The sequence below is a fragment of the Mesorhizobium sp. ISC25 genome (assembly GCF_042295465.1).
Classification (GTDB): Bacteria; Pseudomonadota; Alphaproteobacteria; order Rhizobiales; family Rhizobiaceae; genus Mesorhizobium.
Genome location: NZ_CP135441.1, coordinates 2,974,481 through 2,999,765, shown reverse-complemented (window position 1 = coordinate 2,999,765; position 25,285 = coordinate 2,974,481). Strand labels below are relative to the sequence as shown.

Annotated in this window: 23 protein-coding genes and 2 pseudogenes; 15 read left to right on the top strand and 10 right to left on the bottom strand. The window is 63.9% G+C overall.

The genetic code is table 11. The annotated features are described in order from the left end of the window. Positions 1–50 precede the first annotated feature (50 nt). Positions 51–851 (bottom strand): tRNA1(Val) (adenine(37)-N6)-methyltransferase, encoded by an 801-nt coding sequence (locus RQ479_RS15010; RefSeq protein WP_376705666.1) that lies wholly within the window; start codon positions 849–851, stop codon positions 51–53. Then, a complete protein-coding gene (locus RQ479_RS15005; protein ID WP_023674082.1) occupies positions 851–1,075 on the bottom strand; it encodes a DUF2007 domain-containing protein in 225 nt (74 codons plus the stop codon). Before RQ479_RS15005 ends, RQ479_RS15010 begins: the two co-directional genes overlap by 1 nt. A 160-nt stretch (positions 1,076–1,235) precedes the next feature. Here RQ479_RS15005 and RQ479_RS15000 point away from each other — a divergent pair, with 160 nt between their 5' ends. Continuing rightward, positions 1,236–2,252, top strand: coding sequence for a polyprenyl synthetase family protein (locus tag RQ479_RS15000; protein ID WP_292663011.1), 1,017 nt, complete (start codon positions 1,236–1,238; stop codon positions 2,250–2,252). Positions 2,253–2,289: 37 nt separating this feature from the next. On the opposite strand, the gene RQ479_RS14995 is transcribed toward RQ479_RS15000, so the two are convergent. Continuing rightward, a complete protein-coding gene (locus RQ479_RS14995) occupies positions 2,290–3,723 on the bottom strand; it encodes an MFS transporter (RefSeq protein WP_376705665.1) in 1,434 nt (477 codons plus the stop codon). Positions 3,724–3,826: 103 nt separating this feature from the next. Between RQ479_RS14995 and RQ479_RS14990 the strand changes: the two genes are divergently transcribed. The 6 genes and pseudogenes from RQ479_RS14990 to RQ479_RS14965 all read left to right on the top strand — a co-directional run bounded on the left by RQ479_RS14990 (position 3,827) and on the right by RQ479_RS14965 (position 11,106). Next, the gene (locus RQ479_RS14990) at positions 3,827–4,432 is read left to right on the top strand and encodes a TetR/AcrR family transcriptional regulator (RefSeq protein WP_376705664.1); all 606 of its coding nucleotides are present in this window, start codon (positions 3,827–3,829) and stop codon (positions 4,430–4,432) included. A 210-nt stretch (positions 4,433–4,642) separates the two neighbouring features. Continuing rightward, entirely contained in the window at positions 4,643–6,418 is a 1,776-nt protein-coding gene (locus tag RQ479_RS14985) for a tetratricopeptide repeat protein (protein WP_376705948.1), read from the top strand. An 88-nt stretch (positions 6,419–6,506) separates the two neighbouring features. Then, positions 6,507–7,220: pseudogene (locus tag RQ479_RS14980) on the top strand (glycine--tRNA ligase subunit alpha); the annotation flags it as partial. Between the two features lie 147 nt (positions 7,221–7,367). Continuing rightward, positions 7,368–7,550, top strand: a pseudogene (locus RQ479_RS14975) (glycine--tRNA ligase subunit alpha); the annotation flags it as partial. Between the two features lie 445 nt (positions 7,551–7,995). Continuing rightward, positions 7,996–10,677 carry a glycine--tRNA ligase subunit beta gene (gene glyS / locus RQ479_RS14970; protein WP_376705663.1) on the top strand — a complete coding sequence of 894 codons (2,682 nt, stop codon included), beginning with the start codon at positions 7,996–7,998 and terminating at the stop codon, positions 10,675–10,677. A gap of 132 nt (positions 10,678–10,809) precedes the next feature. Then, positions 10,810–11,106 (top strand): ATPase, encoded by a 297-nt coding sequence (locus RQ479_RS14965; protein ID WP_376705662.1) that lies wholly within the window; start codon positions 10,810–10,812, stop codon positions 11,104–11,106. 75 nt (positions 11,107–11,181) lie between these two features. Here RQ479_RS14965 and RQ479_RS14960 read toward each other — a convergent pair whose 3' ends face one another. After that, on the bottom strand, positions 11,182–11,613 hold the full coding sequence (locus tag RQ479_RS14960; RefSeq protein ID WP_376705661.1) for a hypothetical protein: 432 nt from the start codon (positions 11,611–11,613) through the stop codon (positions 11,182–11,184). A 158-nt stretch (positions 11,614–11,771) separates the two neighbouring features. Between RQ479_RS14960 and RQ479_RS14955 the strand changes: the two genes are divergently transcribed. From RQ479_RS14955 to RQ479_RS14945, 3 genes are all read left to right on the top strand, one after another. Next, positions 11,772–12,743: an L-threonylcarbamoyladenylate synthase gene (locus RQ479_RS14955; RefSeq protein WP_376705660.1), complete on the top strand. Its 972-nt coding sequence runs from the start codon at positions 11,772–11,774 to the stop codon at positions 12,741–12,743. Positions 12,744–12,752: 9 nt separating this feature from the next. Next, positions 12,753–14,183, top strand: a complete 1,431-nt coding sequence (locus RQ479_RS14950) for an FAD-binding oxidoreductase (RefSeq protein WP_376705659.1) — start codon at positions 12,753–12,755, stop codon at positions 14,181–14,183. Between the two features lie 185 nt (positions 14,184–14,368). After that, positions 14,369–14,935: a DUF6101 family protein gene (locus RQ479_RS14945; RefSeq protein ID WP_023674094.1), complete on the top strand. Its 567-nt coding sequence runs from the start codon at positions 14,369–14,371 to the stop codon at positions 14,933–14,935. A gap of 253 nt (positions 14,936–15,188) precedes the next feature. Here RQ479_RS14945 and ubiA read toward each other — a convergent pair whose 3' ends face one another. Continuing rightward, positions 15,189–16,172 (bottom strand): 4-hydroxybenzoate octaprenyltransferase, encoded by a 984-nt coding sequence (ubiA, locus tag RQ479_RS14940; protein ID WP_376705658.1) that lies wholly within the window; start codon positions 16,170–16,172, stop codon positions 15,189–15,191. A gap of 156 nt (positions 16,173–16,328) precedes the next feature. Here ubiA and purD point away from each other — a divergent pair, with 156 nt between their 5' ends. Next, positions 16,329–17,606, top strand: a complete 1,278-nt coding sequence (gene purD / locus RQ479_RS14935) for a phosphoribosylamine--glycine ligase (protein WP_376705657.1) — start codon at positions 16,329–16,331, stop codon at positions 17,604–17,606. Between the two features lie 21 nt (positions 17,607–17,627). Here purD and RQ479_RS14930 read toward each other — a convergent pair whose 3' ends face one another. From RQ479_RS14930 to RQ479_RS14920, 3 genes are all read right to left on the bottom strand, one after another. After that, positions 17,628–18,785 (bottom strand): glycoside hydrolase family 25 protein, encoded by a 1,158-nt coding sequence (locus RQ479_RS14930; RefSeq protein ID WP_376705656.1) that lies wholly within the window; start codon positions 18,783–18,785, stop codon positions 17,628–17,630. Positions 18,786–18,923: 138 nt separating this feature from the next. Continuing rightward, positions 18,924–19,427 carry a GNAT family N-acetyltransferase gene (locus RQ479_RS14925; protein ID WP_376705655.1) on the bottom strand — a complete coding sequence of 168 codons (504 nt, stop codon included), beginning with the start codon at positions 19,425–19,427 and terminating at the stop codon, positions 18,924–18,926. After that, complete coding sequence (locus tag RQ479_RS14920; RefSeq protein ID WP_352463862.1) at positions 19,424–19,711, bottom strand: DUF1778 domain-containing protein; 288 nt, start codon at positions 19,709–19,711, stop codon at positions 19,424–19,426. The genes RQ479_RS14925 and RQ479_RS14920 overlap by 4 nt, the downstream gene beginning before the upstream one ends. A 223-nt stretch (positions 19,712–19,934) precedes the next feature. On the opposite strand from RQ479_RS14920, the gene RQ479_RS14915 reads away from it, so the two are divergent. Continuing rightward, positions 19,935–21,698 (top strand): acyl-CoA dehydrogenase, encoded by a 1,764-nt coding sequence (locus tag RQ479_RS14915; RefSeq protein ID WP_376705654.1) that lies wholly within the window; start codon positions 19,935–19,937, stop codon positions 21,696–21,698. 53 nt (positions 21,699–21,751) lie between these two features. Then, positions 21,752–22,504: a crotonase/enoyl-CoA hydratase family protein gene (locus RQ479_RS14910; RefSeq protein ID WP_376705653.1), complete on the top strand. Its 753-nt coding sequence runs from the start codon at positions 21,752–21,754 to the stop codon at positions 22,502–22,504. Positions 22,505–22,575: 71 nt separating this feature from the next. Here RQ479_RS14910 and RQ479_RS14905 read toward each other — a convergent pair whose 3' ends face one another. Together RQ479_RS14905 and pdxH are read right to left on the bottom strand one after the other, a co-directional pair. Then, positions 22,576–22,800 (bottom strand): hypothetical protein, encoded by a 225-nt coding sequence (locus RQ479_RS14905; RefSeq protein ID WP_352993843.1) that lies wholly within the window; start codon positions 22,798–22,800, stop codon positions 22,576–22,578. Positions 22,801–23,138: 338 nt separating this feature from the next. Next, positions 23,139–23,756, bottom strand: coding sequence for a pyridoxamine 5'-phosphate oxidase (gene pdxH, locus RQ479_RS14900; protein WP_352463866.1), 618 nt, complete (start codon positions 23,754–23,756; stop codon positions 23,139–23,141). A 39-nt stretch (positions 23,757–23,795) separates the two neighbouring features. Between pdxH and RQ479_RS14895 the strand changes: the two genes are divergently transcribed. Continuing rightward, the gene (locus tag RQ479_RS14895) at positions 23,796–24,257 is read left to right on the top strand and encodes an RT0821/Lpp0805 family surface protein (RefSeq protein WP_376705652.1); all 462 of its coding nucleotides are present in this window, start codon (positions 23,796–23,798) and stop codon (positions 24,255–24,257) included. Between the two features lie 100 nt (positions 24,258–24,357). Next, positions 24,358–25,284, top strand: a complete 927-nt coding sequence (locus tag RQ479_RS14890) for a DnaJ C-terminal domain-containing protein (RefSeq protein WP_376705651.1) — start codon at positions 24,358–24,360, stop codon at positions 25,282–25,284. Position 25,285: the final 1 nt, after the last annotated feature.

Below are 25,285 nucleotides of genomic sequence, written 5' to 3'. Positions count from 1 at the left end.
AGGAATTCGCCGGCCAACGGCAATGCCGTCACCCCGGCAATCAAAATGGATCAGTCTCCGAACAGCGACGCCAGCCCGTTATTGATCAGCTCTGCCCGTTCCGAGGGGCCATTGCCTGAATAGGCATGCAGCATCAGCGGCGGCTGGATCGACAGTTTGCCGCGTGCGCCGAGTGCTGCCCGGACGACGATGCGAATCGCTGCCGCTTCGGGGCGAGGGTGGACGGCCAGCATCTTGGCGTCGCCGAAGCGGCCGGCAACGGCATCGAGGATGGCGCCGAGCTGTTCCGGCCGGGCGATGACGGCCAGCCCGCCGCCCGGCCTGACCACCGCGGCCGCGCTGCGGATCCAGCTGTCGAACAATCCATCCTCCGAGACATGCGCGGCCTTTCTCAGCGGATCGGGCGTCGCGCGATCCACGGCGGCATTGAACGGCGGGTTCATGATAACGAAATCGAAGCTGTTGTCCTCGAGGCCGGCGGCCGTACGCGCCCGGCCCGAAAGCGCGACATCGGCGACGAGCACCGAGGCGCGATCGCTGAGATGCGCATTACCGGGATGGGCAAGCGTGGTGGTGGCGAAGGCCGCCATTTCCGGGGAACGCTCGACAAGCACGGCCTCGGCAGCGGGGCAGCGCGACAGTACCGCCAGGCCGGCGGCACCAGCACCCGCGCCAAAGTCGGATAGCCGCCCGGCGAAGGAGGACGGCACGGCAGCCGCCAGCATCATCGCATCCATGCCGGCGCGATGGCCTGCCTTTCTCGGCTGCACCAGCCAGAAGCGACCGCGATGAAAGGCATCGACCGTATGGGCCGGCATGTCCGGGACAAGGGCAGCGGGCGACGCGGACATTATTTCTGGCGGATCTCGTTGGCGATGCCGGCATCCGTCAGGATGCGCCGTGCCGCATCGGCCTTGTCGGCGTCTACCATGACACGGCGGGGCAGGATGCCGATCGAGCCGTCGAGCACGCTCATGTTCTGGTCGGCGACGAAACAGCCGATACCGGCATCGCGCATCAGCGATTCGACAAACGAAATGATGACGGCGTCGTTGGTGCGGATGAGCTCTATCATCGGATGAAACTCGCAGTTTGCGGCGTTGATGTAAACGTAGGCGTGATCATGTACCAGAGCCGGCGCGCCAATTCGCCTCTTGCCGCGCCGGTGGGTGACACCCTAGAGTCTGTCCAGGGACCATGTTGCCGTCGTGCATATCGAGGTTGGGAGTTTTGCCGTGGGTGTCGTTCTCAACATTGAAAACGGGAAGCGCGAAGCCGCTTCGATCAAGGACCTCATCGACCTGACTGCTGCCGATATGGGGCGCGTCAACAAATTGATCCTGTCGAAGGCCGGCTCCGATGTCGAGATGATCCCGGAGATTGCCAACCATCTGATCTCGTCCGGCGGCAAACGGTTGCGGCCGATGCTGACGCTCGCCGCCGCCCAGATGTTCGGCTATTCCGGCGACGGCCATGTCAAGCTCGCCACATCGGTCGAATTCATGCACACGGCGACACTTCTCCACGACGACGTTGTCGACGAAAGCGGCATGCGGCGCGGCAAGAAGACGGCGCGCATGATCTGGGGCAACCAGGCCAGTGTTCTGGTCGGCGATTTCCTGCTCGGCCAGGCCTTTCGCATGATGGTCGATGTCGGCTCGCTGGAGGCGCTCGACATCCTGTCGAGTGCGGCCTCGGTGATCGCCGAAGGCGAGGTGATGCAGCTTGCCGCCGCCAAAAACCTCGAAACCACCGAGGACGAGCATTTCGCGGTGATCAAGGCCAAGACCGCGGCGCTGTTCTCAGCCGCCGCCGAGGTCGGCCCGGTCATCGCCCAGGCGACGCGCAACGATCGCGCAGCACTCCGCTCCTACGGCATGAATCTCGGCCTTGCCTTCCAGCTGATCGATGACGCGCTGGATTATGGCGGCACCAGCAAGGATCTCGGCAAGAATGTCGGCGACGATTTCCGCGAGGGCAAGGTGACGCTGCCGGTGATCCTCGCCTATCGGCGCGGCACCAAGGCCGAGCGCAGCTTCTGGAAGCGCGCCATCGAGGACAATGCTGCCGACGATGCCGGGCTGGAGAAGGCCATCGGCCTGATGCTCCGCCACGGCGCGATTGCCGACACCATCGGGCGCGCCCGCCATTTCGGCGAGATCGCCCGTGACGCGCTGGCACCGCTCGAGGCGACGCCGCAGAAATCGGCGCTGATCGACGTCATCGATTTCTGCATCAGCCGGGTGAACTGAGAGGCGTCGCGGCGCGAGGCCGGGACGCCGCCTGTTCTCATCGCGCCTTTGCCGGAAGCACCATTGCTGCCAGCAGGCTGACGACGATGCCCGCCGCCGCGAGCCAGAAGGCGACCCGGATGCCGTCGGCGACGGCGATCTTCAAGGCGTCGCCTGACAATTCGCCGATCTGGCTGTTCGCAATCGCAATCAGCACGGCCATGCCGATGGCGTTGCCGACATTGAGCGTCGTCGAAGCCATCCCCGAGGCGACGCCTTGCTGGTCGTGGGCAACACCGGAAGCGGCAGCAATCCACATAGCGGTCCAGACGATGCCTTGTCCGACGCCGGAGACGATCAGGCCAGGTACCAGGGACAGATAGCTGCTCTCCGCGGTCGCGCCTGATACCATCAATGCTGTGCCGACCGCGCCGACGATCATGCCGCCGACCAGCGTGCAGCGTGTCGAAAAGCGCGTCGCCAGACGCTCGCCGGCTTGCGTGCCGGTGGCGATGGCGACCGACGGCACGAGAAAGGCGAGGCCCGTCTGCAAGGCGGTGAAGCCGTGCACGTTCTGCAGCAGCACGGTGAGGAAGTAGGGCAGCGCTCCGAAAGTGGCCATGTAGAGGAAGGTGATCGTCATGCCCGCGACAAGGCTGCGGTTGTGGAACAGGCGCAGCGGCATCAGCGGATCGGCGTTGTTGGCCTCGATCACGGTGAAGGCGATCAGGAAGAATGCCGCCAGTGCCGCGCTGACGATGATTGCGGTCGAGCCCCAGCCATATTCGGGCCCCTGAACCAGGGTGAAGACAAGCAGCGTCGCGCCGGCGGTGACGGTCAGTGCGCCCGGCAGATCGAAGCTGCGCTGCTCGTGCGGCTTGCTGTCACGCGGAATGATGGCGAAAGCCGCGATGATGGCGATCCCGGCCAACAGCACGTTGACGTAGAAGACCGACGGCCAGCCGAAGGCGCTGGTCAGAAACCCGCCGGCAAGCGAACCGAGCGTCAGGCCGCTGGCGCCTGCGCCGCCCCAGACGGCGAGCGCCCGGTTGCGTTCCGGTCCCTCGGCGAACAGACGGTTGATCAGCGACAGCGTCGCCGGAAACAGGAACGCGGCGCCGATGCCTTGAACGGCGCGTGCCGCGATGATGATTTCCGGCGACCAGGCGAGGCCGCCGACCAGAGATGAGAGCGCGTAGAGCCAGAGCGCGAACATGAAGACGCGGCGCTGGCCGATCAGGTCGGCGGCCCGGCCGCCGAACAGCAGGAAGCCGCCGGTGAACACGGTGTAGGCGCTGACCACCCACTGGAGCGTCTGGCCTGAAAATCCCAGGCCGGCGCCGATCTCCGGCAACGCCACGAAGACGATGTTGAGGTCGAGCGAGATGATGAGCTGCGCGAAGGCGAGGAGCGCCAGCGTTGCGCCATGTTTCGCCCTGCTTGCTCCTTGCGTTATCGCCCCGAGCGGCGCGCCTTGATCGAGTGAACTCATGTCGGCTCCTTGTCGATAATTATTTATCGATCGACAAAGAATTGAGATTTGCAATCCGAAGTCAAGCGGATTATTTGTTGATCGACAAAAATTGGAGACCGCCATGGCAGGCAGGCCAAGGGAATTCGACCGCGACCAGGCGCTGGAGAAAGCCCGCGACGCCTTCTGGAGGCGTGGGTACGAGGGCACTTCGATGGCCGATCTCGTATCGGCGCTTGGCCTCGCATCGGCGCGCATTTATGCCGCCTTCGGCTCGAAGGAGGACCTGTTTCGCGAAGCGGTTGCGCTTTACGAGGCCAATGAGGGCGGCTTTGCCACGCGGGCGCTAGAGGAAGAACCAAACGTCCGGCACGTCATCGAGCGCATGCTTCGCGACGCCGTCGAAATCTATACAAGGCCGGGGCGGCCGCAGGGCTGCATGGTGGTGACGGCCGCCACCAATTGCGCCGTCGAAAATGACGCCGTGCTGCAATGGCTGGCGGAGCACCGGCTGGCGCGTACCGCATCGATCGTCGAGCGGTTGAAGCAAGCGGTGCGCGATGGCGAATTGAAGCCGGACACCGACGCCGAGACGCTGGGCGACTATTACGCCACGCTGATGCACGGCCTTTCGGTGCAGGCACGCGACGGCGTGCCGAAAAAGCGGCTGCACGATCTTGTCACCGTCGCAATGCAGGCGCTCGACGCAAGGCTTTCGCAAACGTCCTGAGTTTCAGGGCCGTGACGCCGGTTTCTCATTGCCGGATTGTCGCAATGCGGTCGTGCGACCCCTTTCGGCATGGTTTATTAATTGCTTGACCCGATTGTGAATTCGGGCCGGGTTGAAGCACGACCCCAAAAAGGCCATGCTTTACCTGTAAAGATCGAGTCTACGGCGATCCCGCTGACGCGGAGATGGCGTTTGGCTGAAAGGGATATGATGCGGCAAGGATATGCGCGCTGGCTGACGGGGCTGGCAATCGCGACGGGCATGGCGATCTCGGCTTTGCCGGCGCATGCCAAACAGACCGCCGAGCCGGTCAGGATCACATCCTTCTCGGGAGCCTATCTCGCCGCGCGGATTGCCGAAGGCGACAACGACCTCGACAGCGCCATTTCCTATTACAAGCAGGCGCTTGCCTTCGATCCGAACGATACCGGACTGCAGCAGAGCCTGATGCTGTCGCTGATCGCGCAGGGGCGCTTCGATGAATCCCTGGTCTATGCCGACAAGCTCAAGGCGGTTCCCGACGTCGAGCGCTTCTCGCGCCTGGCGCTGGCCATCGATTCCTTCCACAAGAAAGGTTTCTCCAAGGCCGAATACTGGCTCAAGCTGTCGCTCGAATCCGATCTCGATCGCCTGATCTCCGGCGTCATGACCGGCTGGGCCAAGCAGGGTGCGGGTGACGCCGGCGAGGCCATGGCTTCCATCGACAAGCTGCAGGGCCCCGACTGGTTCAGCCTGTTCAAATCCTTCCACCGGGCCTTGATTGCCGACGCCTCCGGCCTGCCCGACAGGGCGGATGCGCTCTACACCGCCACCCTGCAGGACACGGCCGCAGGCGGTGCGGCCCCCGAAACATGGATGCGCAACGCGCAGGCCTACGCCTCTTTCCTCGCCCGCAAAGGCGACAAGGCCAAGGCGCTGTCGGTGCTCGACAAGGCCGAGGCGTTTGCGCCCGGCAAGGTCGAGATTGCAGCCCTTCGCGACAAGATCAACAAGGGCGAAAAGATCGAACCCTTCGTTGCCGGTCCGTCGGACGGCGCCTCGGAAATCCTGCTTGATCTCGCCACCGCGCTCAACCGCGGCGGCGGCGAGCCGTTCGTGCGGCTCTATCTGCAATATGCGCTGGCGCTGAGGCCCGACAACGACGCGGCGCTCGTTCAGCTTGCCGCCGTTGCCGAGCAGTTGAAGGATGGCGAAGGGGCCATCGCGCTCTATAGCCGCATTCCGGCCGGTTCGCCGCTGAAGGAGCTTTCGGACCTGCAGCTTGGCCTCAATCTTGCCGATCTCGACCGCAACGACGAGGCGATCGCTCACCTCAAGGCCATCGTCGATGCGCATCCCGACGACATGCGCGCCTATCTGGCGCTCGGCGGCGTCTATTCCTCGAAGGAGGATTTCCGCTCCGCCGCCACTCTTTACGACAAGGCGGTCGAGGTGCTGAAGACGCCGACCGCCGCCAACTGGAACATTTTCTACCAGCGCGGCATCGCCTATGAGCGGCTGAAGGAATGGCCGAAGGCCGAGCCGAATTTCCGCAAGGCGCTGGAGCTTTATCCCGACCAGCCGCAGGTCCTGAACTATCTCGGCTATTCCTGGGTCGACAAGAACATGAACCTCAAGGAAGGCCTCGCGATGATCCAGAAGGCCGTCGACCTGAGGCCGAGCGACGGCTACATCGTCGACTCGCTGGGCTGGGCCTATTACCGCCTTGGCCAATTCGACGACGCGGTGCGCGAAATGGAACGCGCCGTTTCGTTGAAGCCGGAGGATCCGGTACTCAACGATCACCTCGGCGATGCCTACTGGCGCGTTGGCCGTAAGCTGGAAGCCACCTTCCAGTGGAACCAGGCCCGCGACCTGAAGCCGGACCCGGATGTGCTTGCCACCTTGCAGCAGAAATTGATGAAGGGCCTGCCGCCGATCGAATCCAACACGGCGCAGGAAACCCCGAACGTAAAGCCCGTGCCGGCGCCTGCGCCGAAGGGGTGACCCCATCGCCTTGACGGTCGCGGAGCGGCACTCTACGAGGTGCCGCATCCCGCCGGAGGCCGCCGTGACCGTTGATATCCCTGCCCACATGCATCCCAGCCGCTCGTTCCAGGGGCTGATCCTGACCTTGCATAATTACTGGGCGGACTATGGCTGCGTCGTCCTCCAGCCTTATGACATGGAAGTCGGCGCCGGCACATTCCATCCGGCAACGACGTTGCGCGCGCTCGGCCCAAAACGCTGGAACGCGGCCTATGTCCAGCCCTCGCGCCGCCCCAAGGACGGCCGCTATGGCGAGAACCCGAACCGGCTGCAGCACTATTACCAATATCAGGTGATCCTGAAGCCCAATCCGCCCAATCTGCAGGAGCTTTACCTCGGCTCGCTGGCCGCGATCGGCATCGATCCGCTGCTGCACGACATCCGCTTCGTCGAGGACGACTGGGAAAGCCCGACGCTGGGCGCCTGGGGGCTGGGCTGGGAGTGCTGGTGCGACGGCATGGAGGTCTCGCAGTTCACCTACTTCCAGCAGGTCTGCGGCATTGAATGCGCACCGGTTGCGGGTGAGCTCACTTACGGGCTGGAACGGCTGGCCATGTATGTGCAGGGCGTCGACAACGTCTACGACCTCAACTTCAACGGCCGCGAAGGCGCCGACAAGGTGACTTATGGCGACGTCTTCCTGCAGGCCGAGCAGGAATATTCGCGCCACAATTTCGAATTTGCCAACACCGCGATGTTGCTGCGCCATTTCGAAGACGCCGAAGCCGAGTGCAAGGCGCTGCTACAAGCCGGCGCGCCCATCTCCCCCCTTGAGGGGGAGACGCCCGCGAAGCGGGCAGAGGGGGTCGCCTCAGAAGGCACCGCAAGTCAGGCGTCGAGCACTGCACGGGCGACCCCTCCCGGCCAGACCTTGTCTGGCCACCTTCCCCTCAAGGGGGAGGGATACCACCGCCTGGTATTCCCTGCCTACGACCAGTGCATCAAGGCCAGCCATGTCTTCAACCTGCTCGACGCCCGCGGCGTGATTTCGGTCACAGAGCGCCAGAGTTACATCTTGCGGGTGCGCAATCTGGCCAAGGCCTGCGGCGAGGCGTTTCTGCTGACGCAGGCGGGCGGAATGGCGGCTTAGCTCCAGGCGGTTTCGGCAGGGACGCTGATTGGCAACGTGCCTTGGCCGCTTGCACCGGCCATTGTCCGCAACGCTTGCCGAACACCAGGCATCGAGAAGGCACCATGCACCTGCGCTGCAAAACAGGCGCTGAGCGCAAGGATTTGCAGGAATGTCGATGCCGTTTTCATGGTCGTCCAGCCAATAGCTCTCTGCCTGAGCGTTGGTCGCTTCAGCGCCGCGTTCGGTTCATGAAATCTTTGATCCAAGGACGGGCGGACCGGCGCGTGTCCGACAGGCGGCTGAATTTTTTCGGAAATCGCCGTTGGACGCCTTGATCGTGCTGGCCCGATCTTGCCGGGAAGGGTGACAGCAGCCGACCGAGTTGCTATGCCCCGCTTACCTCCGCCTCGATGGGGAGGACGCCGCGAAGCGGCGGCTGTTTTTTGTCGCGTGAGCTCTTTCAATGCCTGACCTGCTTCTAGAACTTCGTTCCGAGGAAATCCCCGCGCGCATGCAGCGCAAGGCGGCCGGCGATCTGAAGAAGCTGTTGACCGACGGTCTGGTCGAAGCCGGGCTGACCTATGAGGCTGCGCGCGAATATTGGACGCCGCGCCGGCTGACGCTCGACATCCGCGGCCTGACCGCGCGCTCGAAGGACATCAGCGAGGAGATTAAGGGCCCCTCGACCAAGGCGCCCGAGCAGGCGGTGCAAGGTTTTCTGCGCAAGGCCGGCCTTGCCTCGATTGCCGAGGCGCATGTTCATTCTGATCCGAAGAAGGGCGACTTCTATGTCGCCCATATTTCCAGGCCGGGCAGGCCGGCGGAGCAGATCATCGCCGAGCTGGTGCCGGGCATCATCCGCAACTTCCCCTGGCCGAAATCGATGCGCTGGGGGCCGGCGTCGGCCAAGCCCGGGTCGCTGCGCTGGGTGCGGCCGCTGCAATCGATCCTGTGCACCTTCGGCCCGGAAACCGAGGAGCCGGTGGTGGTCGATTTCGAGATCGACAGCATCCGCTCTGGCAACGTCACCTACGGCCACCGTTTTCATGCGCCGGGCGCCATCACGGTGCGCCGCTTTGACGATTATGTCGCCAAGCTGGAGGCAGCCAAGGTCGTGCTCGATGCCGACAGGCGCAAGGAGATCATTCTTGCCGATGCCAGGAACCTCGCCTTCGCCAGCGGGCTCGACCTCGTCGAGGACGAGGGGCTGCTGGAGGAAGTGTCGGGCCTGGTCGAATGGCCCGTCGTGCTGATGGGCGAATTCGAGCAGGATTTTCTGGCCATTCCGGCCGAGGTGATCCGGCTCACCATCCGCGCCAACCAGAAGTGTTTTGTGACGCGGCCGCACGGCGCTGGCGAAGAGCTTTCCAACCGCTTCATCCTGACCGCCAATATCGAGGCCAAGGATGGCGGCAAGGAGATCGCCCATGGCAACGGCAAGGTGGTGCGCGCCCGCCTGTCCGACGCGCTCTATTTCTGGAAGACCGACCAGGGCGACCTGCCGGATCTCGACCAGTTGCAGGCATCGGCGGAAAAGTTCGGGCTTGATCTCAAAAAGCCGCTCGACCAGCGCATGGCCCGCCTCGACCACCTCAATGTGACGTTTCATGCCAAGCTCGGTACGCAAGGCGAGCGGGTGGAGCGGATTGCGCGCTTGGCCGAAGAACTGGCACCAATCGTGGCGCAGTCGATCTCCCCCCTTGAGGGAGAGATGGCCGGTAGGCCAGAGGGGGTCGCCTCGGCTGGCGCGACGCGACCTGACGTTTCGAAGCAAGAGGAAGTTGGCGCTCCACGCGAGACGACCCCCTCTGTCGCCTTCGGCGATATCTCCCCCACAAGGGGAGAGATTACCGCGCTCGCGCGCCGCGCTGCCGTCCTCGCCAAGGCCGACCTCACCACCGAAGTGGTTGGCGAATTCCCGGAACTGCAAGGCGCCATGGGCCGCAAATACGCGCTGCTGCAGGGCGAGCATCCTTCGGTCGCCGCGGCGATCGAGGAACACTACAAGCCGCAAGGCCCGTCGGATCGTGTTCCCACCGATCCGGTTTCGATCGCAGTAGCGCTCGCCGACAAGCTCGACACGCTGGTTGGATTCTGGGCGATTGATGAAAAGCCGACGGGATCGAAGGACCCCTATGCGCTGAGGAGAGCGGCACTGGGTATCGTGCGACTGGTGTTGGAGAATGGGTTAACTCTCCGCCTTTTCGATCTGATCGACACTGCGGCACAAAGCTACGCCGAACACGAGACAATGCTTGCACGCGAAATTGCGCGACTCGATTTGTCCCCTAGCGAACTTCGTGAATGGCTTGAGCACAAAGGCGAAATTTGGCCGCGCGTTATGAACTCTGAAACGGGAATTACAGTGCAAATAGCGGGGATATTAGTACCTTTCCCCTTTTCAACATTCTCGCGATCGCTGTGCCAACAGCTATTTGAAACCGGTGCATTCGAAAATGAGAAGCCTAGCCGCGACGCAGATCGCGACCTCCTGTCCTTCTTCCATGATCGCCTCAAAGTCTATCTCCGCGACCAGGGTGCGCGGCATGATCTGATTGACGCGGTGCTGGCGGCAGGTTCGCGCCCAATCTCCCCCCTCGTGGGGGAGATGTCGGCGCAGCCGACAGAGGGGGGCGCTGTCCCGCCGGCCTCTCGGCGCGAGGCGCCCCCCTCTGCCCTGCCGGGCATCTCCCCCACAAGGGGGGAGATTGACCAATCACAAAACGACGACCTGCTGCAAATCGTCCGCCGCGTCGAAGCGCTCGGCTCATTCCTCGATACCGAGGACGGCAAGAACCTGCTTGCCGGCACCAAGCGTGCGGCCAACATTCTCGCCGCCGAGGAGAAGAAGAACACGCTGATCGCCGACCGTGTCGAGCCGGCGCTTTTCCGCGAAGATGCGGAAAAGAAGCTGTTCGCCGCGGTGAATCAGGCCGAGAGGCAAGCCGGCGAAGCAATTCAAAACGAAGACTTTTCCGCCGCCATGCTGGCGCTTAGCGTGTTGCGCGAGCCGGTTGATTCATTCTTTGAGAAAGTCCTGGTAAACGATGAGGACCAGGCCGTCCGCGCCAATCGCCTGGCATTGCTCGCCCGCATCCGCGCAGCGACCGACCGGGTCGCCGATTTCTCGAAAATAGGCGGCTGACATCCGCGAAAAAATCATCGCTTACCGGCCATTCGAGCCGGCTTACAGTCATATGCCGATGATCTGTGCGTGGCAAAAGGGACGTGTTCCCAACCCACGGAGGCTTCCATGAATTCCGCTCACGACATCGAAGTGACAGAAGCGACCGAGACGCCTGAACCCACCTCCGAAACGACGCTCGACGAGGCCGCTGCCGCCGCGATCGAGGCTGCCGATCTGTCGGATGACGAGGACGGCGACGATGAAGACACCGACAAGGAAGCTACTGAAGACGATAAGTCGGCTACCCTCTCCGACGACGACGACGATGAAGAGGAAGAGGAAGACGACGAGGACAGCGTGAAGGCCGAAAGCGCCGCCGGCGAAAAAGACGCTGACGACGACGAATCGGACGACGCCGACGATACGGACGAAGAAGAAGCAGCCTGAGACCTCACGCCGCTTCAGTCAGTGAACCAGGGCGGCGCTCTCGCGCGGCCCTGGATTCCGGCGCTACTTCAGGCACTATTTAGGCTGGTCGGGAGCTGCTAGCGGTGCAGGCTCCGACGCCGCTGGTTCAGGGGTTTTGCTGGCGACCTTTGGATCGGCCTTATTGTCCGCGGCGGGCGCGGCAGTGGTGGCCGGCGCGGCTTTGGGCGCGGGCGTTGCAAAGGCATCGCCGACGATACCGCCGCGAATGATCATCGGCTTTCCGGCGAAGCCATGGCTCGGCTGGCTTGGGATCGCCGCGACCTTTTCATCGGTGACGTTTTCATTGACGTTAGGCAGCTTCTCGCCGAGCGCGACGATCGACGGTGTTTTCGCCCGCTCGAGCGCGTTGGCACTTGCCACCGACGGCGTCGCCGTCGTCTGCCCGAGAAAAACCAGCGACGAGGCCTGTGCCGTGCTGGCTATAACCACCAGACCAAGCGCTCCAAGGATACGCATCGAAAGCATGACAATTCCCCTTGCCCAACAAGACGGCACCCTAGCCGAGGGCAATTGATGCCGGCTTGCGGGGAAACATAGCATTTTAACGATTTGCGATTCGCCAACGCCGGGCTTGCTCGCCCGGCGTCACCGTATTAGGCAGCCGCATCCGTGAGGTGACGACAGTGGCTGAAATTCGTGCCGTCGGCGAGGCGATGGAAAGGGCGTTGGCGCTGCTCGAGAGCGGCGATGTCGTCGCCATCCCGACCGAGACCGTCTATGGGCTGGCCGGCGACGCGACCAATGGCGTTGCCGTGGCTCGTATCTTCGAAGCCAAGGGCCGACCTCGCTTCAACCCGCTGATCGCCCATATAGCCGATCCGGCGATGGCCGAGCGCATCGCGCTGTTTGATCCGCTATCGAAAAAATTGGCGCAGGTATTCTGGCCCGGGCCGCTGACCTTGGTGCTGCCGCAACGGCCCGGCAACGGCATTCATCCGCTGGTCACCGCCGGCCTGGACACCATCGCGCTGCGCATGCCGAAAGGCTTTGGCGGCGAGCTGATCGCCAGGTTCGGCCGCGCGCTTGCGGCGCCCAGCGCCAATTCCTCGGGCAGGATCAGCGCCACGACGGCCGAAGCCGTGGCCGCCGACCTCGGCCCCAGGATCAAGCTTGTGGTCGATGGCGGCGCGACGCCGGTCGGGCTGGAATCGACCATCCTCAAGGTCGAAGCTGGAAAGCTGCGGCTGCTGCGGCCGGGCGGCATTGCTGCCGAAGAGATCGAAGCGGTCGCCGGGGTGAAGTTGCTGCGCGGCGCTTCGAGCATCGAGGCGCCCGGCATGCTCGCCTCGCACTATGCGCCAGGTGCGGCGGTGCGGCTCGATGCGAGCAAAGTTGCCCCAGGCGAAGCCTTGCTGGCCTTCGGTGGCCGCCGTGCCGAAGGCTGGCGCGATGCAGCCGCACTGCGCAATTTGTCGGAGACCGGCGACCTGCGCGAGGCGGCAAGCAATCTCTTCGCTCATCTGCAGGATCTCGATCGCAGCGGCACCAAAACCATCGCCGTCGAGCCGATCCCGTTCGAAGGGCTGGGCGAGGCGATCAACGACAGGCTTTCGCGCGCCGCCGCCCCGCGTGACAAGATCGACCTAGCACCATAGTTTCCACCCATGAACGACATTTCCCCCGATCTCGACCCCGCCGTCGTCGCGCGCTTTGCCACAATCGTCGGCGACAAATATGCGCTGCGCGACCAGCAGGACATCGCGCCTTACCTCGCCGAGCGGCGCGGACTTTGGCACGGCAGGACGGCGCTGGTGCTGAGGCCGGGGACCGTCGAGGAGGTCAGCCGCATCATGCGGCTGGCGAGCGAAACGGGCACGCCGATTGTGCCGCAAAGCGGCAACACCGGGCTGGTCGGCGCCCAGGTGCCGGACGCATCCGGCCGCGAGATCGTGCTGTCGCTGTCGCGGCTGAACCGCATCCGCGAGATCGATACACTGTCCAACACGGTGACGGTCGAAAGCGGCGTGATCCTGCAGACGCTGCAGGAAGCGGCCGATGCCGCCGACCGGCTGTTTCCGCTGTCGCTTGCCGCGCAGGGCTCCTGCCAGATCGGCGGCAATCTATCCTCCAACGCGGGCGGCACCGGCGTGCTTGCCTACGGCAATGCGCGCGAGCTCTGCCTCGGCGTCGAAGTGGTGCTGCCGACCGGCGAAGTGTTCGACGATTTGCGCAAGCTGAAAAAGGACAATACCGGCTACGATTTGAAGGACCTGTTCGTCGGCGCGGAAGGCACGCTCGGCATCATCACCGCCGCCGTGCTCAAGCTGTTCCCCAAGCCCAAGGGGCGCGAGGTGGCGTTTGCCGGCCTGTCATCGTCGGAGGCCGCACTGTCGCTGTTCAGCCTCGCGATGGACCGTGCGGGGGCAGCGCTCACCGCCTTCGAGCTGATCGGCCAGAGGCCCTACGACTTCACGCTACGCCACGCACAAGGCGTAGTGCGGCCGCTGGCCGGCGATTGGCCGTGGTATGTGCTGATGCAGATCTCGTCGGGCCGCTCGGCCGACGATGCACGGGCGCTGATCGAGGAGGTGCTGGAGGCAGGCCTCGAGCAAGGGATCGTCAGCGATGCGGTGATCGCGTCAAGCATCGCCCAGGGCGATGCGTTCTGGAATTTCCGCGAAGTGCTGCCCGAGGCGCAGAAACCCGAAGGTGCCTCGATCAAGCACGACATCTCGGTGCCGGTGGCGTCGATCCCGCCATTCATCGAAAAGGCCGCCGGCGCCGTGCAATCGGTCAGTCCCGGCGCACGCGTCGTCTGCTTCGGCCACATGGGCGACGGCAATCTGCACTACAACATCTCCCGGCCGGTCGACGGCGACGACGAGGTGTTTCTCGGCCTTTACCACGTCATGAACAAGGCCGTGCACGACGTCGTGCGCTCGTTTCATGGCTCGATCTCCGCCGAGCACGGCATCGGCCAGTTGAAGCGAGACGAATTGATCGCGACGGCGCCGCCGACGGCGATCGAGCTGATGCGCAGGGTGAAGGCCGCCTTCGACCCGGCCGGCATCATGAATCCCGGTAAGGTTATCTGATCCTTTCGCCGGCCTGCGCCGGTTCGCATTCCGATAACCATCCGCCCCGGATCAGCAAAATTTAACCGACTTTCTTAAGCGCGAGGATAAGAAGCTCGCGCTAATGTTTCTCCACAACGAGGCTGGGAAAACCGGCCCGGAGAACCGGAAACACCGGCTCTCAGGAGAAACAGGAAAGGCACGATATGAACACTGGACTGAAGCCAGTCTGGGCCGGGCGCAATATGCGTCTCGACCCATTCCGCCTGCCGCAGGTGGTGAGCTACGCCACGCGCGACGACTATGGCGACGTCACCTTCACCATCGACCAGCGCGGCGCGGTTATCCGCCGCACGCTGGAGATGAGCGGCGTGCCGGCGATCATCGCTCTGCCCGCCAACGCGTTTCGCGGCGTCGCCGCCCGCGCAATGGAGGATCCTGATGGCAATGTCACAGTGACGCTCGAGCTTCTGCACAACGACCCGATGCTGTCGGTGCCGCTGCTGGTCGCCGACGATCTCGACGACGTCGCCGCCGACTGGCGCGCCTGGGCCGACGCCTACCGCCTGCCGATGCTGCTGATCGAGGCCGACGGCATTGCCCGCACGCTGGAAGAATCGCTCGGCGCCGCCATCAAGGCGCTGCCGGCGCAGGACCGCCGCAAGGGCCGCGTCTCGACCATGCGCCGCCCGCGCTTCCTCGCCCGCCGCCGCGCCGGCGACCTCGGCCTCAGGCTGGTCATCGGCGGCGAGGAGCTCATTTCGCGGGAGTAGGTTGAAATCTGCTTGCAAGGTTGGCGCTGCCCCTCATCCGGCTGCCGCCACCTTCTCCCCGTAAGTGACGGGGAGAAGGGACACTGGCCGCAATTTCGGCGCCCTTTCTGCAACGTGGAAATTGGCGAAATCCTTTGTGAAGGCCCCTTCTCCCCGTCACTATACGGGGAGAAGTGCCCGGCAGGGCGATGAGGGGCAGCGCGAAGCATCGAAAAAAGGCGGCTTCTACTGACTGCCCCCACAATGACTTCCGCTAAACCAGCGGCTTCAGCGCCACCCAAGCCGCGCCGCCGATCAGGCCGAGGAAGATCAGCCAGCCGACCTGGTTGTTCGATCTGAACAGCCTTAGGCACTGGTCCGGATCGTCGATGTCGAGCACCCCGATCTGCCGTGCCATATGCGCGCCGGCGGCGATCAGCCCGGCCAGTGCAGGAACCGGTGCCTGCGCCGAAGCAACGGCGATGGCGAAGCAGACCAGCGCTCCGCCATAAAGCCCGGCCAGCCAGGCCTTGGTATTGTCGCCGAACAGGCGCGCCGTCGAGCGCACGCCGACGATGGCGTCGTCTTCCTTGTCCTGATGCGCATAGATCGTGTCGTAGCCGATCACCCACAGGATCGAGCCGATATAGAGCATGATTGCCGGTCCATCGAGATCGCCGAACTCGACCGCCCATCCCATCAGAGCTCCCCAGGAAAAGGCAAGGCCAAGAACGAGTTGCGGCCAATTGGTGTACCGCTTCATGAATGGGTAGACGGCGACGATGACCAGCGAGCCGATGCCGAGCGAGATGGCGAAGCTGTTGAACTGCAAAAGCACGGCGAGGCCGACCAGTGCCTGCACGACAACAAACATCCAGGCCTGCCGGCGCGTGACCTTGCCGGCCGGCAGCGGCCGCGAGCGCGTGCGTTCCACCTGGTTGTCGATGTCCTCGTCGACCAAATCATTGTAGGTGCAGCCGGCGCCACGCATGGCGAACGCGCCGAGAAAAAACAGCAGCAGATACCACGGCGACGGCAGCAGCGAGAGCAGCGGATCCGCCGGACGCGGATAGGCGCTCGCCGCAAGGGCAGCCGACCACCAGCATGGCCACAGCAGCAATTGCCAGCCGATCGGCCGGTCCCACCGGGCAAGCTGCGCATAAGGCCACAATCGCCGCGGCAGCGCGCGATAGACCCAGTGGCCGCTCGGCGCATCGGCGACGCGGCCCTGCGCCGCTTTCGACTGGACGGTTTCCATTTTGCTGGAGTGGCAGCAGCGGCGAATGCCGTCAAGCGTCAAGCAGGCTCGGACCGCTCGCCACGCGCAATCGGCGCTTCGCCAGCCAAATGTCTTGACCCGTCGCGCGCGGCGCAATAGCGCAGTCCTGGTCTTGGAATGACGAGGAATCTGGGCATGCGTGTTTTGTTGATCGGCTCCGGCGGACGAGAACACGCGCTGGCCTGGAAGATCGCGGCGTCGCCGCTGCTGACCAAACTCTACGCGGCTCCCGGCAATCCGGGCATCGGCCGCGAAGCCGAACTGGTGAGGCTCGATATTGCGGATCACGCAGCGGTGGTCCGGTTTTGCCGCGAGAATGAAATAGACCTCGTCGTGGTCGGGCCGGAAGGGCCGCTGGTCGCCGGCATTGCCGACGACCTGCGCGCCCAGGGCATCCGCGTCTTCGGCCCGTCAAAGGCAGCGGCGCGGCTGGAAGGCTCGAAGGGCTTTACCAAGGACCTTTGCGCCAGATACGGCATCCCGACCGCCGCCTATGGTCGCTTCGGCGATCTGGCTTCGGCCAGGGCCTATGTCGAGAAGACGGGTGCGCCGATCGTCATCAAGGCCGACGGCCTCGCTGCCGGCAAGGGCGTCACCGTCGCCATGACGCTTGACGAGGCGCGGGCGGCGCTAGAGGCCTGTTTCGACGGCTCCTTCGGCCAGGCCGGGGCGGAAGTGGTGGTCGAGGAGTTTCTCGTCGGTGAAGAAGCAAGTTTCTTCTGCCTGTGCGACGGCACCACCGCGCTGCCCTTCGGCACCGCGCAGGACCATAAGCGCCTCAGTGACGGCGACACTGGCCCGAACACCGGCGGCATGGGCGCCTATTCGCCGGCCCCGGTGATGACGCCGGAGATGATCGACCGCACCATGCACGAGATCGTCGAGCCGACCATGCGCGGCATGGCTGAAACAGGCGCGCCGTTTTCCGGCGTGCTGTTCGCCGGGCTGATGATCACTGACAAGGGGCCGAAGCTGATCGAATACAACACCCGTTTCGGTGATCCGGAATGCCAGGTGCTGATGATGCGGCTGAAGGACGATCTGCTCGTCCTGCTCAACGCCGCCGCCGACGGCCAGTTGGCGCATACTTCGGTGCGCTGGCACGACGAGGCGGCGCTCACCGTGGTGATGGCAGCCAGGGGCTATCCCGGCACGCCGGAAAAGGGCTCGGTCATCCGCGGCGTCGAGGCGGCGGCGGGCGAGGGCGTCGAGATATTTCATGCCGGCACCGCCATAAACGGCGGCGCACTCGTCGCCAATGGCGGTCGCGTGCTCAACGTCACGGCGACCGGCCGCACCGTCGGCGAGGCGCAGAAGAAGGCTTACGCAGCGCTCGACCGGATCGACTGGCCGCAAGGCTTTTGCCGCCGCGACATTGGCTGGCTGGCCGTGGCGCGCGAGCAGGCGAACTGACGCTTCAGGCGGCCCTCGACCTCAGCGCAGGCCGCGGTCGAATCCGGTCGAGACGCTGCTGACCGCATCGGCGGTGGGGGCAATTCCAGACATCGATGCCAGGCGCTCTTCGTTTCGCGTCCAGGCAACATATTCGGCAATCCCGCGCGGAAGGCTCGGCGCCGCCTTCGCCGCAGGCATTTGAAAGCCGCTGCTGAACCTGGCCAAGCGCGTCCTAAATACCGCGACCAGTTGCTCGAGGCTCGCGGGTGCTGCCACGGTGGCGTAGGTCATGGCAGTGCCGGCGAGCCCGGCCTCGCGTGAGAGCGGCACCGGTATCGAGGCGAGGTAATCCGGCTGCACGTCGATCAGGCCGCCGAACGGCCACTGCGCGCGCAATTCCGTCGCGTTCATCGGCGCGACGCTGACGTCGATATCGTTGGGTGTGCCCGCGACCCGGTAAGGACAGCGGAACCGGCCGCAATTGGCTCGCGCCGAAAACTGCCAGAGCGCATAGCCCTGCCAGTTGCCCATCGGAAAATGCACATCGATGTCTGGCTTGTAGCGCGCATACCACAGCGGCAGCCGGGACAGGAGCGGGTATTTATACTTGTTGCCGGCGATATGCCGGGCTGTCGTGCCGTTGGTGTAGAGCACCGGAAAGCGGCCGACCCGACGATGCACATGGCGCACGAATTCCTCGGCATCCTCGAGCGACATCCATTGGGTGGGATCATCGTCCTCGATGTCGAGGGCAAGCAGGTCATCCGGCCCGGGTTTCACGAAATTGATGAAATTATTGGCCTGTCCCACGGGGTTGCCGGGGCGGGCGAGATGATAGGCACCCCATTTCAGGCCCAGCGCCTTGGCCACCACCTTGCGCGTCTGGAACAGTTCCTGTGCCATTGCATGGCGCTTCCAAAGCGTCTTGCACAGCCGCATCTCGATCTCGTCGCCGAAACAGAAATAGGGTGGCGGCATTCCGTCAGATGCCTTGTTGATAAAGCCGACAAGACGCTTGTCGGCAGCTAGCCGGGTCCAGTCGATGGAATTGTATTCGTAGGCGTCGACGACCAGCGCCCGGTCGGCATCCTTCCAAGGTTCGGAGAAATCCGAGGCCTTTGCCGGCGTCAGCACCAGGGTCATCGCGGCGACAAGGAGAAGCGCTGAGCGGATAAGAGGGTGCGCCGGCGTTTTCAAACAGCAGGTCCTTGCTGGCCAAAGTCCAATCCTGAGCCGCCATGGTTAAGGAAATGCTTCGGCTGCCGAGGGGGCGAGTTGGAGCGCAGGCGAAGCGACCCTTGGTGCTCCTCTAGAGGAAAGCGAAGGTTGCGATTGTCAGCCAAATAGTTTCAACGCTGTTGCTATGGGCAGGAACAGTGATAGCGGGCGGCTCTGAAATGAGGTGAAGCCATGTTTGCGATAAAACGCGACCGCCTGGTCATCCTTTGCATCGACAATCAACGCGAAGGCTGCCGGGGCAGCGCCAACGCTGCGTCGTAGCGCATCCACGATCAGCGCCGACCCGATCCGCCGCCCCTGGTATCGGGCATCGACGGCCAGCCTGCCGACCAATATCGCAGGCAGGACCGGGTAGCGTGGTAGATGTCTTGTCTGTTCGTCAGGCAAGGACGCGATTGGTATGCTCGACGCCGCCAAACTGTAATATCCGGCGATCGCGCCGCCATCGCGATCCACGGCAACGAAGCAATTGCCGACTCGGCGTTTGACATCTTGGCTGGCTTGCTCCCGGATGTAGCGGTCGAGCGCCGGTACCCCGCAGCTGAAAGCCTTGCGATCATGCGATCCGCCGAGCGGTTCGATGATGACGGCGAAAGTCACCGGGTTTCGACGACCAGCCGTTTGTGGGCGTCGGCAGCTTTGCGCAGTGCTTCATTGGGCTCGGGCGGATTGAGAATCGCCTCCATCATGGCGCGCTGATCCTCGACGGAAATACGCATGATGGTGGTGTTCTCGATGGTGCGCTGAGCCGCCTCCTGAGCGGCAGCGACCACGAAGTCGCTGACGCTACGGCCCTGGATTTCGGCGGCGCGTTTCACCACGTCCAGCATGTCCGGCGAAATACGAGCTTCGAGACGAGCGGTACGGGTCTGTTGGTTTGGCATTATCGTCATCCTTGATGCTGAGCTTGTACGGGAATTAGCCGTACAGATCAAGTTCGTGGTCCGACTTTGCGTAATTTTACAGGCGAGGCAGCAACTGCAAAATCCCCGTGACAAAGGTTGACGTTTACGTAAAAAGAAGATGGGCAGGGAATTCCAAAAGCAGATGGTTTTGCATCGGCACGGGTCTTAAGTTGACCCGCTGGACTGAGGAGGAGCGAGCGCCATGTATCGGGCACCGGTCGAGGAAATCGCCTTCATCCTGAAGCATGTCGCCGGCTTGAAGCCGGCGCTCGATGCCGGCGCCTTTGGCGAACTCGGCGAGGACCTCGTCGACGCCATTCTGGCCGAGGCCGGCCGCTTCGCCAGCGAGGAGGTGGCGCCGCTCTACACAGTCGGCGACCAGCACGGCGCGGTGCTCAACGGCGCTGCAGTCACTACCCCGCCCGGCTGGAAGGAACTTTATCGCCGCTGGATCGGCGGCGGCTGGAATGCGCTGTCCGCGCCGGAAGCGTATGGCGGCCAGGCGTTGCCGGCCATGCTCGGCGTCGCCGCGCTCGAAATGTGGAACTCCGCCTCGATGGCGTTCGGCATCGCCCCGACGCTGACGATGGCCGCGGTCGAAGCACTCGACAAGCATGGCTCGCAGGCACTCAAGGCCAGATATCTGGAAAAACTGGTCTCCGGCGAATGGATGGGCACCATGAACCTGACCGAGCCGCAGGCAGGCTCGGACCTGAATGCCTTGCGAACGCGCGCCGACCCGGCCGGCTACGGCACCTACCGCATCTTCGGGCAAAAGATATTCATCACCTATGGCGAGCACGATTTCACCGACAACATCATCCATCTGGTGCTGGCGCGGCTGCCGGACGCGCCGGCCGGCACGCGCGGCCTGTCGCTGTTCCTGGTGCCGAAATTCCTCGTCGGCGACGATGGCGCGCTGGGCGCACGCAACGACGTCTTCTGCTCCGGGCTGGAGCACAAATTGGGCATCCACGCTTCGCCGACCTGCACCATGATCTATGGCGATGGCTTCGAAGGCAGCACGCCTGGCGCGATCGGCTGGCTGGTCGGCGAGGAGAACAAGGGCCTCGCCTGCATGTTCACCATGATGAACAATGCGCGCCTTGCCGTCGGCATACAGGGCGTCGCGGTCGCTGAGGCGGCGACGCAGAAGGCGCTCGCCTACGCAAACGACCGCCGGCAAGGCAAGGCGGCAAGCTATCGCGGTGCCGGCATGGCGCCGATCGTGCATCACCCCGACATCCAACGCAGTCTTTTGACCATGAAGGCGCTGACCCAGATTGCCCGCGCCATCTGCTATTCCTGCGCCCACGCCATCGATCTGGCGTCGCGGAGCGAGGATGCAAAGCACTGGCAGGAGCGCGCCAATCTTTTGACGCCGCTGGCCAAGGCGTTTTCCACCGATGTCGGCGTCGAAGTCGCCTCGCTTGGGCTGCAGGTGCATGGCGGCATGGGATTCATCGAGGAGACAGGGGCCGCAGCACTTTATCGCGACGCGCGCATCGCGCCCATTTACGAAGGCACCAATGGCATCCAGGCGATCGATCTGGTGACGCGCAAGCTGCCGCTCGGCGGCGGCCGGCATGTGCATGGCTATATCGCCGAACTCAAGGCCGTCGCCGATGCGGTGCGAGCGTCGAACCTTGAGGGCTTCGGCCGCACCGCCGATCACCTCGACCAGGCGCTCGACGACCTGTCACAGGCGAGCCGTTTCCTGCAAGACCTGCAAGCCGAAGGCCGTTCGGACGATGCGCTGGCCGGCGCCACACCCTATCTCAGGCTGATCTCGCTTGCCGCTGGTGGGACCTATCTGGCACGCGGCGCGCTTGCCGACCAAAGCCGCATCGCGCTGTGCCGTTTCTTCGCCGAGAACCTGCTTGGCGAGGTGGGCGCGCTGAAGGAGCGCGTCGTCGGCGGCGCCGACAGCCTTGCCGTTGCCGGCAAGGCGCTGATTTCAGCCTGACGTTCGCACGTGCCGAAATTCACAAAGGCCCGAAATTCACAAAGGACCAATCCGTGACAGACCACATCCTCGTCGAACGCCAGGGCGCCATCCAGATCATCCGCATCAACCGTCCGGACAAGAAGAACGCCCTGACCCGCGCCATGTACGCGACGATGTCGGCGGCTCTTGCCGGCGGCGACGCCGATCCGGCGATCCGCGTCCATGTCTTTCTCGGCGTGCCCGGTGCCTTCTCGTCCGGCAACGACCTTGCCGATTTCATGATTGTCGCCTCGGGCGGTGAAGGCGGTACCGAGGTCTGGGATTTCCTGATGGCGCTGGCCAAGGTGGAAAAGCCGATGGTTTCCGGCGTCGACGGCATTGCGGTCGGTATCGGCACCACGCTCAACCTGCATTGCGACCTGACCTTCGCCACGCCGCGCACAATGTTCCGGACGCCCTTCGTCGATCTCGGCCTTGTGCCGGAGGCAGGATCGAGCCTGCTCGCACCGCAAATCCTCGGCCGCCAAGGCGCCTTCGCGCTGCTTGGCCTCGGCGAGGGCTTTTCGGCTGAGCGGGCGAAGGCCGCCGGGCTGATCTACGAGGTGGTCGGGGAGGAAGAACTCGAGGCATCGGTATTAGCGGCGGCGGGCCAGATCGCCGCCAAGCCGCCGCAAGCGCTGAAGATCGCGCGCGACCTGATGCGCGGCTCGCGCGACGCCCTTGTCGAGCGCATCGGCCAGGAAAGCCAGCATTTCCGCGAGCGGCTCAAATCCGACGAGGCCCGCGCAGCCTTGACGGCCTTCATGACCAGGAAGAAGGCCTAGACCCTCTGGCCTTGCCTCGCATCGTGGACCCGCCGGCAGCAACCGGCGGGTTTCTTGCCATGATCTCTTTGTCACATCGCCATTTTTTTACATTCGGCCTGGGCCTTTGCCGAAGACGTGTCGATCATGAATGTCTTGCCTTTGGCGTCGGTCATCAACATCATGCAATGCTTGATCGGTTTCGCCATTTTCATCATTTCGGCGCTCATCTTCGCGTCGGGCATCATGGTGCCCATATGCCCATCGGGCATGATCGCCATGACCTCCCCACCCTTCATCACCGTCATTGTTCCCATCGCGTCCTCCGCAAAGGCTTGCGAAGCGAAAAGGCCGGCAAGACCGGCTATCGTGACCAACTTGAGTGAATGCATTGCGTCCTCCTGAATTTGCGCCAGCGGCGCGTTGAGCCCTTTCCTGGTTCGTTGCGGCAAGCTGGAACGTTTCACGCACACGAGATCGTGATAGTGGGAAGCACAAGGTCTCTGTGCCCGGGAGTTCTGGCGGGGTCGGCGCAGGCGGTATGGCCTGACCTGGGTGCCAAGCGACTTACAAGGCCCGGGGCCACCGCTGGGCGGCGTACATGACGGTGAGGATTTCGACAATCTCGCCGTCGACGCGATAAGGGATGATATACCTACGGATAAAGCCTCACCTTGTCCCAGCCGCCCTCGGCGTTGCGCGAAAAGACGACACGGTCGTGCAGTCGGAACGGACGGTCGTGCCAGAACTCGATGGTCTGCGGCACGATGCGGAAGCCCGACCAGTGTTTTGGCCGCGGAATGTCGCCGATCGCGTGGCGCGCCGTATATTCGGCAACAGCCTTTTCCAGCGCGAAGCGGCTTTCCAGCGGCCGCGACTGTTTGGAGGCCCAGGCGCCGATGCGGCTGCCGCGCGGGCGGGTCGCGTAATAGGCATCGGCTTCGGCGTCTGTGACGATCTCCACCGGGCCGCGCGCCCGCACCTGCCGGCGCAGAGATTTCCAGTGGAAGCACATCGCTGCTTTCATGCTGCCAAGAATCTCACGACCCTTGGCGCTCTCGAAATTCGTGTAGAAGACGAAGCCGCCCTCATCGAACCCCTTGAGCAGCACCATGCGCACGTTCGGCATGCCCTCGGCATCGACCGTCGCCAGCGCCACGCTGTTGGGGTCGTTGATCTCGCTCTTCGTCGCGTCGTCGAGCCACGCCGCAAAAAGCCGGAACGGCTCCGCCGCTTCGGTAAAGTCACTGCTTGTTAACCCGGTTTCGCTCATAGTTTTCCCAAATTTGTCGCCGGCTGGGGAGATTGCCGATTGTCGCGTATCGCGCAAGCTTTTGACAGTGGGCAATGGAGCGTTATCGCTTCGGCCAGCGCCAAAGCTATGATCGTGATAGTCATCCTGCCGCTTGCCGCCTGTGGCGGTGGCGGCTTCAGCCTGGAACAGGCGGAGGTCGACCGCTCGGTTCTGACCTCGAGCACGCCGGCCTCGGTCACGCCGCTCGATCAGGACCGCGCCTCCGACCAGGCCACGATCCGCAACGCCGTGTCCTCCGCCGACGTCGAGCAACTGGCCGGGCAGGCCGTTCCCTGGGCGAATGCTGACACCGGCTCACGCGGCTCCATCACCGAGCTCGCGGAATTCAGGGCTAACGGCGAGATATGCCGTCGCTTCACAGCGTCGCGCGAAAGCTTCGACGGCGTCGTGCTGTTCAAGGGCGAAGTATGCCTGGCCGGCGGCAGCGCCTGGCGAATGCAGGACTTCAAGGCGCTCTGATTTTCCGCCGGTGATATAGTGGTAACCCACTGGAATTTCTTCCTATGCAAGCGCATATAGGAGGCGATCATGGAACCACTCCTTCTCCAGGGCAGTAAGCATGCGCGACCCCTATGAGGTGCTGGGCGTTGCCAAGAACGCATCGGCCAAGGACATAAAATCGGCGTACCGGAAGCTCGCCAAGAAGTACCATCCGGACCAGAACCCGGATCCCAAGGCAAAGGAGCGTTTTGCCGCCGCCAACCAGGCTTACGAGATCGTCGGCGACGAGAAGAACCGGGCGGCTTTCGATCGCGGTGAGATCGACGCCGAAGGCAAACCGCGGTTCCAGGGGTTCGAAGGCGCGACTGGCGGCGCCGATCCTTTCGCCGGTTTCCGCCGGCAGCAAGGGCCGGGCGGTGCGCATTTCGAATTCCGCACGGGCCGTCCCGGCGGTGATCCGTTCGACGGCAACAGCGACATCTTCAGCCAGATCTTCGGCGATGCTTTCACCCAGCAGCGCGGCGCCGGCACGGGCGGCCGCCGTCAGGCCACGACCGCCGCCGATCTGAACGTGGCGCTGGACGTCACCATCGAGGAAGCCGCAACCGCGGAGAAGGTGACGGCGATGTTCCCCGACGGCCGCAAGATGGCGGTCAAGTTGCCGGCCTATGTCGAGGACGGCCAGACCATCCGCCTGAAAGGTCAGGGTGAGCAAGGGCCGGGGCAGCCGGGCGATGCATTGGTCAAGATCCGCTTTCGCCGGCACCCTCGCTACCGCGTCGAGGGCCGCGACCTGCATGTCGACCTGCCGGTGGAACTGGCCGATGCGGTGCATGGCGCCAAGGTGGCGGTCGAAACCCCGACCGGCAGGATTGCGGTCAATGTTCCCCCTTGGTCGAGCTCGGACAAGGTTCTGCGGCTGAAGGGCAGGGGCCTGCCGGAAAAAGCCGGCGGTCACGGCGATCTCTACGCGCATGTGCGACTGATGCTGCCGGAAGGCGGTGACACCGAGCTCGAGGCGCTGATGCGCCGGCGAAAGAGCTGAC